Annotated in this window: 13 protein-coding genes; 8 read left to right on the plus strand and 5 right to left on the minus strand. The window is 59.1% G+C overall.

Annotated features, from left to right (window positions below):
* Positions 1-142: 142 nt before the first annotated feature.
* Positions 143-2,593 (minus strand): glycogen/starch/alpha-glucan phosphorylase, encoded by a 2,451-nt coding sequence (locus tag ACLD1X_RS17435; RefSeq protein WP_429369723.1) that lies wholly within the window; start codon positions 2,591-2,593, stop codon positions 143-145.
* Between the two features lie 256 nt (positions 2,594-2,849).
* Between ACLD1X_RS17435 and ACLD1X_RS17440 the strand changes: the two genes are divergently transcribed.
* The gene (locus ACLD1X_RS17440; protein WP_429369725.1) at positions 2,850-3,287 is read left to right on the plus strand and encodes a YkgJ family cysteine cluster protein; all 438 of its coding nucleotides are present in this window, start codon (positions 2,850-2,852) and stop codon (positions 3,285-3,287) included.
* A gap of 145 nt (positions 3,288-3,432) precedes the next feature.
* Here ACLD1X_RS17440 and typA read toward each other — a convergent pair whose 3' ends face one another.
* Both typA and thiI read right to left on the minus strand, forming a co-directional pair.
* The gene (gene typA / locus ACLD1X_RS17445) at positions 3,433-5,253 is read right to left on the minus strand and encodes a translational GTPase TypA (RefSeq protein WP_429369727.1); all 1,821 of its coding nucleotides are present in this window, start codon (positions 5,251-5,253) and stop codon (positions 3,433-3,435) included.
* Positions 5,254-5,392: 139 nt separating this feature from the next.
* Entirely contained in the window at positions 5,393-6,847 is a 1,455-nt protein-coding gene (thiI, locus tag ACLD1X_RS17450; RefSeq protein ID WP_322617630.1) for a tRNA uracil 4-sulfurtransferase ThiI, read from the minus strand.
* Positions 6,848-7,175: 328 nt separating this feature from the next.
* On the opposite strand from thiI, the gene glnA reads away from it, so the two are divergent.
* From glnA to ntrC, 6 genes are all read left to right on the plus strand, one after another.
* On the plus strand, positions 7,176-8,582 hold the full coding sequence (gene glnA, locus ACLD1X_RS17455; RefSeq protein ID WP_429369729.1) for a type I glutamate--ammonia ligase: 1,407 nt from the start codon (positions 7,176-7,178) through the stop codon (positions 8,580-8,582).
* 177 nt (positions 8,583-8,759) lie between these two features.
* Positions 8,760-9,182 (plus strand): cupin domain-containing protein, encoded by a 423-nt coding sequence (locus ACLD1X_RS17460; RefSeq protein ID WP_429369731.1) that lies wholly within the window; start codon positions 8,760-8,762, stop codon positions 9,180-9,182.
* 25 nt (positions 9,183-9,207) lie between these two features.
* Positions 9,208-9,723 (plus strand): DUF4124 domain-containing protein, encoded by a 516-nt coding sequence (locus ACLD1X_RS17465; RefSeq protein ID WP_429369733.1) that lies wholly within the window; start codon positions 9,208-9,210, stop codon positions 9,721-9,723.
* Complete coding sequence (locus tag ACLD1X_RS17470; RefSeq protein WP_429369735.1) at positions 9,720-10,340, plus strand: DUF4124 domain-containing protein; 621 nt, start codon at positions 9,720-9,722, stop codon at positions 10,338-10,340. Before ACLD1X_RS17465 ends, ACLD1X_RS17470 begins: the two co-directional genes overlap by 4 nt.
* A gap of 230 nt (positions 10,341-10,570) precedes the next feature.
* Complete coding sequence (glnL, locus tag ACLD1X_RS17475) at positions 10,571-11,656, plus strand: nitrogen regulation protein NR(II) (RefSeq protein WP_008018951.1); 1,086 nt, start codon at positions 10,571-10,573, stop codon at positions 11,654-11,656.
* A complete protein-coding gene (ntrC, locus tag ACLD1X_RS17480) occupies positions 11,653-13,089 on the plus strand; it encodes a nitrogen regulation protein NR(I) (protein ID WP_429369737.1) in 1,437 nt (478 codons plus the stop codon). The genes glnL and ntrC overlap by 4 nt, the downstream gene beginning before the upstream one ends.
* Before the next feature lie 490 nt (positions 13,090-13,579).
* On the opposite strand, the gene ACLD1X_RS17485 is transcribed toward ntrC, so the two are convergent.
* Positions 13,580-14,020, minus strand: a complete 441-nt coding sequence (locus ACLD1X_RS17485) for a hypothetical protein (protein WP_429369739.1) — start codon at positions 14,018-14,020, stop codon at positions 13,580-13,582.
* Here ACLD1X_RS17485 and ACLD1X_RS17490 point away from each other — a divergent pair.
* Positions 14,019-14,474 (plus strand): tRNA (cytidine(34)-2'-O)-methyltransferase, encoded by a 456-nt coding sequence (locus ACLD1X_RS17490; protein WP_429369741.1) that lies wholly within the window; start codon positions 14,019-14,021, stop codon positions 14,472-14,474. The genes ACLD1X_RS17485 and ACLD1X_RS17490 overlap by 2 nt on opposite strands.
* A gap of 132 nt (positions 14,475-14,606) precedes the next feature.
* On the opposite strand, the gene secB is transcribed toward ACLD1X_RS17490, so the two are convergent.
* Positions 14,607-15,092, minus strand: coding sequence for a protein-export chaperone SecB (secB, locus tag ACLD1X_RS17495; protein ID WP_057397192.1), 486 nt, complete (start codon positions 15,090-15,092; stop codon positions 14,607-14,609).
* Positions 15,093-15,134 lie beyond the last annotated feature (42 nt).

The raw sequence follows: 15,134 nt of genomic DNA on the forward strand, positions 1-15,134 counted from the left end.
GCTTACTCGCGAAGAGGTCATCACATTCGACAATTGTGTCGAAAGTCAGTCCGCATTCGCGAGCAAGCCCGCTCCCACAGGGATCAGTTGCCACTCAGTATATCGATCAGACCCGCTAGTCGCCGGGCATTCTGGCTGAAAACTACTCCAGTGCCTTCCAGATTTCCGTGGCGTACTCGCGAATGGTCCGGTCCGACGAGAACCAACCCATCCGCGCCGTGTTCAACACTGCTGAACGCCACCATTCCTTGGAATCGTGCCAATGGGCTTCGACGCGCATCTGTGCGTTCCAGTAGGAGTCGAAATCGGCGCAGACCAGGAAGCGGTCGTAATCCACCAGCGAGTCGATCAACCCGGTGTAACGGGACGGATCATCCGGGGAGAACACCCCGCCTCGAATCGCTTGCAGCACATCGTTCAGGCGATGGGACGCAGCGATGTCCGGTACGGCACTGAACTCATGGTTCTGCTTGCGCGCTTCCACCTGCTGCGCGCTGAGGCCGAAGATGAACATGTGCTCGGCACCGATGCGTTCGCACATTTCCACGTTGGCCCCGTCCAGGGTGCCGATGGTCAGCGCGCCGTTCAGGCCGAACTTCATGTTGCTGGTGCCTGACGCTTCGAAACCGGCGGTGGAGATCTGCTCGGACAAGTCCGCCGCCGGAATGATGCTCTCCGCCAGGCTGACGTTGTAGTTGGGCAGGAACACCACTTTGAGCATGCCGCGCACGGTCGGGTCGTTGTTCACTACCCGGGCGATGTCGTTGGTCAGCTTGATGATCAGTTTGGCCTGGTGATAACTCGCGGCAGCCTTACCAGCAAAAATTTTCACCCGTGGCACCCAGTCGATTTCAGGCTCCGCACGGATCGCCTGGTACAGCGCCACGGTGTGCAACAGGTTGAGCAACTGGCGTTTGTATTCGTGGATCCGCTTGACCTGCACGTCGAACATCGCCGCCGGGTTGACCGCGACACCCAGCCGCTCATGGATCAGGTACGCCAGGGCTTTCTTGCTATGCAGGCGTTGCTCGGCAAACGCCTTGCGAAAGGCACTTTTCTCGGCGAACGGTTCGAGGGCGAGCAAACGCTGTTCCGGGTTGTCCAGCACCTCGGGGCCCAGGGTATCGACCAGCATCGAGGTCAGCTCGGGGTTGGCCTGGTACAGCCAGCGGCGGAAGGTGATGCCGTTGGTCTTGTTGTTGATTCGTTCCGGGTACAGCTTGTGCAATTCGGAGAACACCGTCTTGCGCATCAGTTGGGTGTGCAACCCGGACACACCGTTGACGCTGTGGGAGCCGAGAAACGCCAGGTTGCCCATGCGCACCCGACGACCGTTGTCTTCCTCGATCAGCGACACGGCGCGCAATACGTCAAAGTCGTGAATGCCCTTGGCCCGCAAGGAGTCGATGTGGTGGGCGTTGATCAGGTAAATGATCTGCATGTGCCGCGGCAGCATGCGTTCCATCAAGCCGACCGGCCAGGTTTCCAGCGCTTCGGGCAGCAATGTGTGGTTGGTGTAGGACAGCGTATCGACGGTGACCTGCCACGCCGCATCCCAAGCCACGTCATAGACGTCGACCAGTTGCCGCATCAGTTCCGCCACGGCAATCGAGGGGTGAGTGTCGTTGAGCTGGATCGACGCGTGGTCGCCCAGGGTCAGCACCGAGGTGTGCATGTTGCGATGGCGGCGCAGCAGATCCTGCAATGAGGCGGCGACGAAGAAGTACTCCTGGCGCAGGCGCAGCTCCTGGCCGGCCTCGGTGCTGTCCGCCGGGTACAGCACCCGGGAGATACTTTCGGCCCGGGCCACTTCGGCCACGGCGCCCAGGTGGTCACCGGCGTTGAAACGCTCCAGATGCAGGTCTTCCATGGCCCGGGCACGCCACAGGCGCAGCGTGTTGACGCTTGCCCCGCGCCAGCCGACCACCGGCGTGTCATAGGCAATCGCCCGTACGGTTTCCGCCGGGTGCCAGACTTGCCTGGACTTGCCGTTTTCATCGGTCACGGTTTCAACGCTGCCGCCAAAACCGATGGGGTACACCACTTCCGGCCGCTCGAACTCCCACGGGTTGCCGAAATCCAGCCAGTGTTCGGTCTGCTCCTGCTGCCAGCCGTCGACAATCGCCTGGCGGAACAACCCGTGTTCATAACGGATGCCGTAGCCATGACCGGCGATGCCGAGGGTCGACATGCTTTCCAGGAAACACGCCGCCAGGCGCCCGAGGCCGCCGTTGCCCAAGGCCGCATCGGGCTCCAGCAAGCGGATGCGCTCAAGGTCGACACCCAGTTCGGTCAGGGCTTCGCGGGCCACGTCGAGCAAGCCGAGGTTACTCAGGCTGTCGAACAACAGCCGGCCGATGAGAAATTCCAGGGAGAGGTAATAGACGCGCTTCTGACCTTTGCGGTAGATCTGCCGCGTGTGGTCCATCCAGTGCTCGACCATGTGGTCCCGCGCGGCCAGGGCGATGGCTTCGAACCAGTCATGGTCGAAGGCGTGATCCGGGTCTTTACCCACTGCATAAGTGAGTTTGGTCAAGACGGCGTCGCGGAATGCGGCCACCTCTGCTTCGCGAACAAGTGGTTCTTGAGTCATCGATAGGACCTCGAGCGAGCTTGGAGTTGTCTGAGCCTAGACGGTCTGACAGGCGGTAGAGGCTCTGGTTCGGCAGTTTTTCCCTTGAATACGAGCTGGATCGACAATGTCGCGTCATGTGCCTGAATGAATGCAGGGCCCGTGCCGATTTTCCGGTTGTTTGTGCCGTCTGTGAAAAAAACTGGCGAAAGGTTGTTCAAAAATCCACCAGTCCCGGTATGATCGCGCGCCCTGATGCACACGCTGGTAACAAACCATGATGAAGCCGAACCTGATCGCTGCCGCAGAGATCGACCGCCTCGATACCTGGGCCAAGTACTCTGCCCCGATGTGCGGCTCGTGCATGTCCAGCTGCTGCACCCTGCCTGTCGAGGTCAAGATCAAGGATCTGATCCGCATCGGCGTGGTCGACGAGTTCGAGCTGGGCGATCCGCCGAAGAACATCGCCAAACGCCTGCAAAAGGAAGGTTTGGTCGAGCGCTTCAACCAGAAGTCCGGAATCTTTACCCTCCAGCGCATGAGCAACAACGATTGCCTGTACCTGGATCGTAAGAGCCGTCTGTGCACTATTTATGAAAAGCGCCCGGATACTTGCCGCAATCACCCGAAAATCGGCCCGCGGCCGGGGTATTGCGCTTATAAGCCAAAAGAAGTGGAGCGCGAGCGCAGTTCGCGGAGTATCGAGGGGTTCTGATACCTCCCGAAATTTTTGGCGGCTGACCAGCCGTCATCGCTGGCAAGCCAGCGATGAGGCCGACACAAACACCGCACAAATCGCAGACAAACAAAAACGCCCCCGGTCTCTCGACCGGGGGCGTTTTTTTAAGCCTGGCTAAATCTTATGCCTTGGCTTTCTTGGCAGCGCGGGTACGCTCGCTTTCGTCCAGGATCTTCTTGCGAAGACGGATGGACTTAGGAGTCACTTCACACAGCTCGTCGTCCTGAATGAATTCCAGAGCCTGTTCCAGGGTGAAACGAACAGGTGGAACCAGGGCGATGGTTTCGTCTTTACCCGAAGCACGCATGTTGTCGAGCTTCTTGCCCTTGGTAGGGTTGACGCCCAGGTCGTTGTCACGGCTGTTCAGGCCAACGATCTGACCGTTGTAGATTTCCTGACCGTGTTCAACGAACAGCTTGCCACGTGCCTGCAGGGTTTCCAGGGAGTAGGTCAGAGCCTTGCCGGTTTCAACCGAAACCAGAACGCCGTTCTGACGGCCGGACATGTCGCCGGACTTCATCACGTCGTAACGGTCGAAGATCGAGGTCAGGATGCCAGCACCGTTGGTCAGGGTCAGGAACTGGTTACGGAAACCGATCAGACCACGAGCAGGGATGTTGTATTCCAGACGTACACGGCCCTTGCCATCCGGCACCATGTTGGTCAGGTCGCCCTTACGCAGGCCCATCTCTTCCATCACCTTGCCCTGGGATTCTTCCGGCAGGTCGATGGTGACGTTTTCGTACGGTTCGTGCTTCACGCCGTCAACCAGACGGATGATCACTTCCGGACGGCCTACAGCCATTTCGAAGCCTTCGCGACGCATGGTTTCGATCAGTACCGAGAGGTGCAGTTCGCCACGGCCGGAAACCTTGAACTTGTCAGCCGAGTCGCCTTCTTCAACGCGCAGTGCAACGTTGTACAGCAGCTCTTTGTCCAGACGCTCCTTGATGTTACGGGAGGTCACGAACTTGCCTTCTTTACCGCAGAATGGCGAGTCGTTTACCTGGAAGGTCATGGAAACGGTTGGCTCGTCGACGGTCAGAGGCTTCATCGCCTCCGGGGTGTCCAGCTGGCACAGGGTGTCGGAGATGAACAGCTCGTCCATACCGCTGATGCACACGATGTCGCCTGCTGCAGCTTCTTCAACGTCTACACGGTGCAGACCATGGTGACCCATCAGCTTCAGGATACGACCGGTACGCTTCTTGCCGTCGGCGCTGATGGCAACAACCGGAGTGTTCGGCTTGACGCGACCACGAGCGATACGGCCAACGCCGATAACACCCAGGAAGCTGTTGTAGTCCAGTGCGGAGATCTGCATCTGGAACGGACCTTCACGGTCAACAGCCGGCGCCGGTACGTTGTCGACGATCGACTGGTACAGCGGGGTCATGTCGTCAGCCATTTCGTTGTGGTCCAGACCGGCAATACCGTTCAGGGCCGAGGCGTAGACGACTTTGAAGTCCAGTTGTTCTTCGGTGGCACCCAGGTTGTCGAACAGGTCGAAGATCTGGTCCAGAACCCAGTCCGGACGCGCGCCTGGACGGTCAACCTTGTTGATGCACACGATCGGACGCAGGCCGGCTTCGAAAGCCTTCTTGGTCACGAAACGGGTTTGCGGCATAGGGCCGTCTTGAGCGTCAACCAGCAGCAGAACGGAGTCGACCATCGACATTACGCGTTCAACTTCACCGCCGAAGTCGGCGTGGCCCGGGGTGTCCACGATGTTGATGTGGTAGCCGTTCCAGTTGATGGCGGTGTTTTTCGCCAGAATGGTAATACCGCGCTCTTTTTCCTGGTCGTTGGAGTCCATCACGCGCTCGTCGTTGAGCTCGTTGCGCTCCAGGGTGCCGGATTGACGCAGGAGTTTGTCTACCAGGGTGGTTTTACCATGGTCAACGTGGGCAATGATGGCGATGTTGCGTAGATTTTCGATCACTTGTGTATCTCGATCAGAGGATTCGGTGTGCTGACAAGTCTTGGCAGCGATTAACAGTAGCGTCCGTGAAAGCCGTTACAGCTTGACGGCGGCATCGGGGGGCCGGTGACGCAAGCCACAGGCAAACAGCCCCGGGCACTTAGCTCGGTCGATAAACGCGCACATTGGCATGCCCCTCACTGAGCAAATGGTGGGCATGCAGGCGACTCATCACGCCTTTGTCGCAATACAGCAGGTACTGGCGAGTAGGGTCCAGTTCCTTGAAACGAGCGTTCAGTGCATAAAACGGCATCGTTTGTACCTCGATGCCAGCAAGGTCCAGCGGGTCGTCTTCAGCGGCATCCGGGTGACGGATGTCGATGACGATCTGACCGGCCAGCGCTTCGCTGACTTCTTCAATCTGCAAGTCCTGGCCCAATTCGTCGATCACGCGATCGATCGGCACCAGCTTGGCGTTTTCGAGCGCACGCTCGAGCACCGCCATATCGAATTCTTTCTCTTCGTGCTCGACACGGTAGCGTTTGGCGGCCGTCTTCGGATTGACCGAGATGACGCCGCAGTACTCCGGCATGTGTCGGGCGAAATCGGCGGTGCCGATCTCGTTGGCCGTGTCGATGATGTCCTGCTTGTGGCTGGCGATCAGCGGGCGCAAGACCAGTTTGTCGGTCACGCAATCGATCACGGACAGGTTCGGCAGCGTCTGGCTCGACACCTGGGAGATCGCCTCACCGGTCACCAGCGCTTCGATGTGCAGTCGATCGGCAATCCGGGAGGAAGCGCGCAACATCATACGCTTCAATACTACGCCCATATGACTGTTATCGACTTTGCCGAGAATTTCTCCCAGCACTTCTTCGAAAGGCACACTGACAAATAACACGCGTTGGGAGCTGCCGTACTTCTTCCAGATGAAATGCGCGACTTCCATGACGCCCAGTTCGTGGGCACGTCCGCCCAGGTTGAAGAAGCAGAAGTGCGCCATCAGGCCGCGGCGCATGATCTGGTAGGCCGCAACGGTGGAATCGAAGCCGCCGGACATCAGCACCAGCGTCTGCTCCAGGGCACCCAGCGGATAGCCGCCGATGCCGTTGTGCTGGCTGTGGATCACGAACAACCGTTGGTCGCGAACTTCGATGCGGACTTCGATTTCCGGCTTTTTCAGGTCGATCCCGGCGGCACCGCACTGACGGCGCAACTGGCTGCCGACATATTTCTCGATATCGATCGAGCTGAACGGGTGCTTGCCGGCGCGCTTGCAACGCACCGAGAAGATCTTGCCGGCCAGCGCATCACCGTAGTGCTGCTTGCATTTTTCAACGATGTCGTCGAAATCGCCCAGCGGGTACTCGTCGATTTGCAGGAAGTGCGCGATACCCGGCATGCAGCTCAGGCGCTCGCCCATCTCTTTCAGGGCCTTGGGGTCGCTGACGCGGGTTTCCAGCTCGAGGTTGTCCCACACGCCGTTCACCACCACAGCCGGGTCCAGATCGCGGAGCACGGCACGGATGTTCTTGGCCAACTGGCGGATGAAACGCATCCGTACCGGGCGGCTCTTGATGGTGATCTCTGGAAAGACTTTTACGATTAATTTCATGGAAACAGCGCGCGCGAGGCCTGCCGAAAAAGGGGGGCGCGGATTATAGCGGAAATTGCTCAAGGTTTAACCAATTAATGTGCAGAAGGTTTCGAGCGCACCAAAACAGGTCACTTCGCAATTTCGACGCCACATTGTAGGGCGGGATTTTCCGCTTTAAGGTGCTTTTGCGTCTTATAAGCGTGAATTTGGAGCAAAAAACCCATGCTGGGGCACTGGCATGCAATTTGCTCCCTTGTGAGGCAGGTTGCCTTGGCAGAGTATTCGCGCCGGCATCACAAACATTAAGGGCATCCACTACCCGCCCTAATCCACCCCGGAGGACAGTATGTCGAAGTCGGTTCAACTCATCAAAGATCATGACGTCAAGTGGATTGATCTGCGCTTCACGGACACCAAAGGCACTCAGCACCACGTGACCATGCCGGCTCGCGACGGGCTGGATGAAGACTTCTTCGAAGTCGGCAAGATGTTCGACGGCTCCTCCATCGCTGGCTGGAAAGGCATCGAAGCTTCCGACATGATCCTCATGCCGGACGACAGCACTGCCGTACTGGACCCGTTCACCGAAGAGCCGACCCTGATCCTGACCTGCGACATCGTCGATCCTTCGAGCATGCAAGGCTACGATCGCGACCCACGTGCTATCGCCAAGCGCGCTGAAGAGCATCTGAAAGCCTCCGGCATTGGCGACACCGTATTCTGCGGCCCGGAGCCAGAGTTCTTCATCTTCGACCAGGTGAAGTTCAAGTCCGACATCTCCGGTTCGATGTTCAAGATCTACTCCGAACAAGGTTCGTGGATGTCCGACCAGGACGTGGAAGGCGGCAACAAGGGCCACCGTCCAGGCGTCAAAGGCGGCTACTTCCCGGTTCCACCGTTCGACCACGACCACGAAATCCGTACCTCCATGTGCAACGCACTGGAAGAAATGGGCCTGACCGTCGAAGTTCACCACCACGAAGTGGCAACTGCCGGCCAGAACGAAATCGGCGTCAAGTTCAACACCCTGGTGAAGAAAGCCGACGAAACCCAAACCCTGAAGTACGTCGTGCACAACGTTGCCGATGCCTACGGCCGTACCGCTACCTTCATGCCTAAGCCGCTGTACGGTGACAACGGTTCGGGTATGCACGTACACATGTCGATCTGGAAGGATGGCAAGAACACCTTCGCAGGCGAAGGCTATGCCGGCCTGTCCGACACTGCCCTGTACTTCATCGGCGGCATCATCAAGCACGGTAAGGCCCTGAACGGCTTCACCAACCCGGCGACCAACTCCTACAAGCGTCTGGTTCCAGGCTTCGAAGCTCCAGTGATGCTGGCCTACTCGGCTCGCAACCGTTCCGCTTCGATCCGTATTCCTTACGTGTCGAGCCCTAAAGCCCGCCGTATCGAAGCACGCTTCCCGGATCCGGCTGCCAACCCGTACCTGTGCTTCGCCGCACTGATGATGGCTGGCCTGGACGGTATCCAGAACAAGATCCACCCTGGCGACGCCGCTGACAAAAACCTGTACGACCTGCCGCCTGAAGAGGCCAAAGAGATCCCACAAGTTTGCGGCAGCCTGAAAGAAGCCCTGGAAGAGCTGGACAAAGGTCGTGCGTTCCTGACCAAAGGCGGCGTTTTCAGCGACGATTTCATCGACGCTTACATCGCCCTGAAAAGCGAAGAAGAAATCAAGGTACGTACCTTCGTACACCCACTGGAATACGAGCTGTACTACAGCTGCTGATCCGGTAGCGCCTGCGCAAGCGGCGTGACAAAAAGAGGCCTCCTTCGGGAGGCCTTTTTTGTGGGCAACTTCTCACGCAAGGAGTCCATGTTTCCCCGGGCATTCACGGCAACGTCCGGCTTAAAAAAATATGAGCCACCCGTAGCCTGTACCGTCTTGAAATCAAAGGACGGAAACATGAAGCGATCCATGCTCCCCCCGCTGCTTGCCACCCTCATCACTGTTGCGCTACAGGGCTGTAGTAACTCAACGCCCACAGCAGCGATTGAGCGCAAAGTCCTGTTGCAAAGCAGCACATCCTGGGACAGCACGCCTTACACCCATTACCCTTACGCCGAACCAGAACTGTCAGTGCTCAAACTGAAAATTCCGGCCAATACACAACTTCCATGGCATACCCATGCCATGCCAAATGCGGCGTATATCCTCAGCGGCGAGCTGACGATAGAGAGCAAGGACAGTGGCCAGATCCGCCGCGTCAGGCAAGGCGAAGCAGTGGCCGAGATGGTCAATATCACCCACCGCGGAGTCACCGGTGATGAACCGGTAGAACTTGTTGTGTTCTATGCTGGCAGCGAGGGTATTCCATTGGCGGAGTAGTCTTTGCTTCACACAGGGAGTCTGAATGCGGCCACTTTTATTTCTTCTACTGCTGTCCTTCATGTTTCCTGTGATGGCCCAAATCTACAAATACACCGATGCCGCCGGCAATACCGCCTACAGCAATCAACCGCCCAATGGCATTGACGCCCGGGCGGTTGATTTGCCACCGATCAACAGCATCGAGCGTCAACCGCCCATCGATCCGGCGCAACCTCTGTCAGGCGATGACACCGAGCCGGCCCACCGCGCCTACGAAAAACTGGAACTCACCGGCCTGCCCACCACAGAAGCGTTACGCGCCAACAATGGCACCTTCACGATCAACGTAATGATCAAACCGCGCCTGCAAGGCTCCCATCTGTTGCGCCTGCTGCTGGACGGTCAGCCCTACGGCCAGCCAGGCAATGTGCCGATCCTGCAACTGGTGAACATCGATCGCGGCGAACACCGCCTCGCCGTGCAAGTGATCGATGGCGAAAAAATAGTGCAGCAAAGCCCAACCACGACCTTCACCGTGCAACGGGCACACTCGCCTTGAAAACCTGGTTGCTGATCGCCTGCTTCATCGCGCTGCCCGCGTCGGCGGAGGTCTTCACTTACGTTGACCCCCAAGGCAACCGGGTTTTCACTGACCACCCCAAACCCGGTAACACCAGGCCTGTACCGCTGACAAAGAGCAATCGAATAGCGGCCAACCCCGCCCCTGCAACGCCGTTGATTGCCCAGGGCAGCCCTGAAGTACAAGTGCCGTTCCACTATGACGTGCTGCGCATCCTGGTCCCGGAACCCGACGCAACCATCCGCAACAACACCGGCGAACTCATCGTCAGCGTCACCAACGAGCCCGGCCTGCAACCCGGTCATCGCTACCGGTTGCTGCTCGATGGCGAGCCTACCGCCGAACCCGGCTTGAGCCCGGTATTCCCGTTGAGCAATATCGATCGCGGCAGCCATACCCTGTCCGTGGAAATTCTCGATGAGCAGGGACGCATCGTCGAACGCACCGCCAGCCAACCCTTCCACGTGCAGCGCACATCTATCGCCCAGAAGCGCAAGATCAAGCCCTGCACCCTCGATGACTACGGTGAGCGGCCGGAATGCCCCCTCAGCGACAAGCCCGCTGAAGAAAAAAATCCGTTCCTGCGACTTTTCTAACCTCGTTCAGGTTTGCGCACTATATTGGTGCAAACATATGCACCGTACTCACATTCCAACCCATTTTGGTTCGAAACTACCCGCGAAAGCTGGCAAAGCGCCACGCAAACGAGCGTCAAACGCCTGTTTCAGGCGCCGAACGCTTCTTTTCGGAGCCTTGGTTTGGTTTTTGCATTTTGCCCGTATCAGCGCTGTTTTCTTGCGCATGCTCTGCCCTAAAAGAGGTCCCGATGACCATTAGCGACGCACTCCACCGTTTGCTACTCGATAACCTCACCACCGCCACCATCCTGCTCGACGCCGAACTGCGCCTCGAGTACATGAACCCGGCGGCGGAGATGCTGCTGGCTATCAGCGGCCAGCGCAGCCATGGGCAGTTCATTAGTGAGTTGTTTACCGAATCGGCCGAAGCGCTGAATTCGTTGCGCCAGGCTGTCGAACAAGCGCACCCGTTCACCAAGCGCGAAGCCATGCTCACCGCCCTCACCGGCCAGACCCTGACCGTTGACTACGCCGTAACGCCGATCCTGAGCAATGGCGACACGATGCTGCTGCTCGAGGTCCACCCTCGAGACCGCTTGCTGCGGATCACCAAGGAAGAAGCGCAGCTGTCCAAGCAGGAAACCAGCAAGATGCTGGTGCGTGGCCTGGCCCATGAAATCAAGAACCCCTTGGGCGGGATCCGCGGCGCGGCGCAATTGCTGGCCCGCGAACTGCCGGAAGAAAGCCTGCGCGACTACACCAACGTCATCATCGAAGAAGCCGACCGCCTGCGTAATCTGGTGGATCGCATGCTCGGCTCCAACAAGCTGCCGTCACTGGCCCTGTGCAATGTCCACGAAGTGCTGGAGCGTGTCTGCCAACTGGTGGAGGCTGAAAGCCAGGGTTGCATCACTTTGGTGCGCGACTACGACCCAAGCATCCCCGACGTGTTGATCGACCGTGAACAGATGATTCAGGCCGTGCTGAACATCGTGCGCAACGCGATGCAGGCCATCAGCAGCCAGAACGAACTGCGCCTGGGTCGCATCAGCCTGCGCACCCGGACCATGCGTCAGTTCACCATCGGCCACGTGCGCCATCGCCTGGTGACCAAGATCGAGATCATCGACAACGGTCCGGGCATCCCTGCGGAGCTTCAGGAAACCATTTTCTTCCCCATGGTCAGCGGTCGTCCGGACGGTACCGGGCTGGGCCTGGCCATTACCCAGAACATCATCAGCCAGCACCAGGGCCTGATCGAATGTGACAGCCACCCCGGCCACACCACCTTCTCGATCTTTCTGCCACTGGAACAAGGAGCCACATCGACATGAGCCGTAGTGAAACCGTGTGGATCGTCGATGACGACCGTTCTATCCGTTGGGTCCTGGAAAAAGCCTTGCAACAGGAAGGCATGACCACGCAAAGCTTCGACAGCGCCGATGGCGTGATGAGCCGCCTGGCGCGCCAGCAACCGGACGTGATCATTTCCGACATCCGCATGCCCGGCGCCAGCGGCCTGGACCTTCTGGCGCGGATTCGCGAGCAGCATCCACGGTTGCCGGTCATCATCATGACCGCTCACTCCGATCTGGACAGCGCTGTCGCGTCCTATCAGGGCGGCGCCTTCGAGTACCTGCCCAAGCCGTTCGACGTCGATGAAGCGGTTTCCCTGGTCAAGCGCGCCAATCAGCACGCCCAGGAACAACAAGGCCTGGAAGTCGCCCCGACCCTGACCCGCACCCCGGAAATCATCGGTGAAGCACCGGCGATGCAGGAGGTGTTTCGCGCCATCGGCCGCCTGAGCCACTCCAACATCACCGTGCTGATCAACGGCGAATCCGGTACCGGCAAAGAACTGGTGGCCCACGCCCTGCACCGCCACAGCCCGCGGGCAGCGTCGCCGTTCATCGCGCTGAACATGGCGGCGATCCCCAAGGACCTGATGGAATCCGAACTGTTCGGCCATGAAAAAGGCGCGTTTACCGGCGCAGCCAACCTGCGTCGCGGACGCTTCGAACAGGCGGACGGCGGTACGTTGTTCCTCGATGAAATCGGCGACATGCCGGCCGATACCCAGACCCGATTGCTGCGCGTACTGGCCGATGGCGAGTTTTACCGCGTCGGCGGTCATGTGCCGGTGAAGGTCGATGTGCGCATCATCGCTGCGACTCACCAGAACCTGGAAACCCTTGTGCATGCCGGGAAATTCCGTGAGGACCTGTTCCATCGCCTCAACGTGATCCGCATCCACATCCCGCGCCTGTCGGATCGTCGCGAAGACATCCCGACCCTGGCCAGGCACTTCCTCAGCCGCGCCGCCCAGGAGCTGGCCGTCGAGCCGAAGTTGCTGAAAAACGAAACCGAGGAATACCTGAAGAACCTGCCGTGGCCCGGCAACGTGCGGCAACTGGAGAACACCTGCCGCTGGATCACAGTGATGGCTTCGGGTCGCGAAGTGCACATCGGCGACCTGCCGCCGGAGTTGCTGAGCCTGCCGCAGGATTCGGCCCCCGTGACCAACTGGGAACAGGCCCTGCGCCAGTGGGCGGACCAGGCGCTGGCCCGCGGTCAGTCGAGCCTGCTCGACAGTGCCGTGCCGGCCTTCGAGCGGATCATGATCGAGACCGCGCTCAAACACACCGCCGGTCGCCGCCGCGATGCCGCGGTTTTGCTGGGCTGGGGACGTAACACCCTGACCCGCAAGATCAAGGAATTGGGGATGAAGGTAGATGGTGGGGATGATGATGAGGGGGATGAGGGCTGATCCGCCTTTGGTTCTTCGCTGATCATTAGATCCAATCGCGGGCAAGTCGAATCGTCGCACCGCCGCTCCCACAGTGGGCTTCGGTGTTTTCACGATTGCGTGAACACCACTGACCTTGTGGGAGCGGGCTTGCCCGCGATGCTTTTAAGGGTCGGAGTGCACCGCCTGAATGCACCGTGAACCGCAATCGCGCACAGCAACCGATCCAAAACCCCGCCTGCGTTCACAATCGAACCCCTATCGAAAAAACACGAAAGCCCCGGATTACGGGGCTTTCGACGTTTTGAGGCGTTATTTTGTTGCGCATTGTTAAAACCTGGCACGCCCCCTGCAATAACCCTTTCAGGTGAATCAGTTCACCTGACCGGTTTCGGGGACCTTGGTACAGGCAGGCCGGGGATTCCCCTCTTTTACACCAGGCTCACACCGCACTCGCGACGAGCCTCCCGTTTCGGGAACCTTGGTACAGGCAGGCCGGGGATTCCCTCTTTTATTGCTCCCGCAGATGGATCTCCAGCCGCCAGCGGTCGTCGATCTCGCTACCCGCCCACTCGCCCTGCAGGGGCCGGGCCGCGACCAGTGTCAGCAACACCCCGCCATCGCTCAAGCGTACCCGCCAGTTCACGTCCTTGCCATCGAGCTTGAGCTGGCCTTTCTGCGCCTTGCCCTCGGCGCCAAACAGCAGCGCGACACTGCCGTCGACGATTTCGCCGTGGGTCTTGGGCTCGTTGTTGAACCACACCACCAGCCCGTCGTTCGTCACCTCGACCTGCTGCAACTGACTGGGGTCTGGCGTGGTCAGGCGACCGATCATCATCCCGACCATCACCCCGACAATCGCCAGCGAGCCCATCACCGGCAGGAATAGTTTCGAACGCACGCCTTCCGGCGGCGTAGAATGCGCGTCATCTTTACCTTCGGAGCCGTGCATGTTTCACGTCATCCTTTTCCAACCAGAAATTCCGCCGAACACCGGCAACGTTATCAGGCTGTGCGCCAACAGTGGCTGCCACCTGCATTTGATCGAACCGCTGGGCTTCGAGATGGACGACAAGCGCCTGCGCCGCGCCGGTCTTGACTACCACGAGTATGCCACCCTGCAACGCCATGCGGACCTGGCCAGCTGCCTGGAAAGCCTGGGCAACCCGCGGGTGTTTGCCTTCACCACCAAAGGCTCGCGTCCGTTCCACGACGCCAGTTTCGTCCCCGGTGATGCATTCCTGTTCGGCCCGGAAAGCCGTGGCCTGCCTGCCGAGGTGCTGGACGCCTTGCCCGCTGAGCAACGCCTGCGTCTGCCAATGCGCGAGGGCTGCCGCAGCCTGAACCTGTCCAATACCGTGGCTGTGGCTGTTTACGAAGCCTGGCGCCAGAACGACTTCACGTAACAGCGCATAACAAATGTGGGAGCGGGCTTGCTCGCGAAGGGGTCATCAGCTTCAACATGAATGTTGACTGAAAAACCGCTTTCGCGAGCAAGCCCGCTCCCACATTGGACTTGCTTCGACGCTCAGAAGTGCTTACTGAACGGTCGGAGTCTCGCCAGCAGCCTGCATGCGTTGCAGCTCTTGTGCGTACAGCGCATCGAAGTTCACCGGGGCCAGCATCAGTGCCGGGAACGAACCACGGGTGACCAGGCTGTCCAGGGTTTCGCGAGCGTACGGGAACAGGATGTTCGGGCAGAACGCACCCAGGGTGTGGCTCATCGAAGCGTCATCCAGGTTCTTGATCAGGAAGATCCCGGCCTGTTGCACTTCGGCGATGAACGCCACTTCGTCACCGTTTTTCACGGTAACCGACAGGGTCAGCACAACTTCGTGGAAGTCGGCTTCCAGGGTCTTTTGACGGGTGTTCAGATCCAGCGCGACGCTCGGCTCCCACTGCTGGCGGAAGATCGCCGGGCTTTTCGGAGCTTCGAAGGACAGGTCACGCACATAAATGCGCTGCAAGGAGAATTGCGGTGCAGTTTCTTCTTCGTTCGCAGCAGTGTTCTGTTGGTCAGTCATCGCAGATCCTTCTTGATCCAGGGTTCTTGTAGGTTTGCTTGT

Origin of the sequence: Pseudomonas sp. 18173 (assembly GCF_050432945.1) — a bacterium.
GTDB lineage: Bacteria > Pseudomonadota > Gammaproteobacteria > Pseudomonadales > Pseudomonadaceae > Aquipseudomonas.

Bases quoted from the DNA above. Each gene is read 5' to 3' on its own strand.
- ACLD1X_RS17440 (WP_429369725.1), top strand. From the start codon at position 2,850: ATGATGAAGCCGAACCTGATCGCTGCCGCAGAGATCGACCGCCTCGAT.
- ACLD1X_RS17465 (WP_429369733.1), top strand. From the start codon at position 9,208: ATGCGGCCACTTTTATTTCTTCTACTGCTGTCCTTCATGTTTCCTGTG.
- ACLD1X_RS17490 (WP_429369741.1), top strand. From the start codon at position 14,019: ATGTTTCACGTCATCCTTTTCCAACCAGAAATTCCGCCGAACACCGGC.
- thiI (WP_322617630.1), bottom strand. From the start codon at position 6,847: ATGAAATTAATCGTAAAAGTCTTTCCAGAGATCACCATCAAGAGCCGC.
- ACLD1X_RS17460 (WP_429369731.1), top strand. From the start codon at position 8,760: ATGAAGCGATCCATGCTCCCCCCGCTGCTTGCCACCCTCATCACTGTT.
- ACLD1X_RS17435 (WP_429369723.1), bottom strand. From the start codon at position 2,593: ATGACTCAAGAACCACTTGTTCGCGAAGCAGAGGTGGCCGCATTCCGC.
- ACLD1X_RS17485 (WP_429369739.1), bottom strand. From the start codon at position 14,020: ATGCACGGCTCCGAAGGTAAAGATGACGCGCATTCTACGCCGCCGGAA.
- glnA (WP_429369729.1), top strand. From the start codon at position 7,176: ATGTCGAAGTCGGTTCAACTCATCAAAGATCATGACGTCAAGTGGATT.
- glnL (WP_008018951.1), top strand. From the start codon at position 10,571: ATGACCATTAGCGACGCACTCCACCGTTTGCTACTCGATAACCTCACC.
- ntrC (WP_429369737.1), top strand. From the start codon at position 11,653: ATGAGCCGTAGTGAAACCGTGTGGATCGTCGATGACGACCGTTCTATC.
- secB (WP_057397192.1), bottom strand. From the start codon at position 15,092: ATGACTGACCAACAGAACACTGCTGCGAACGAAGAAGAAACTGCACCG.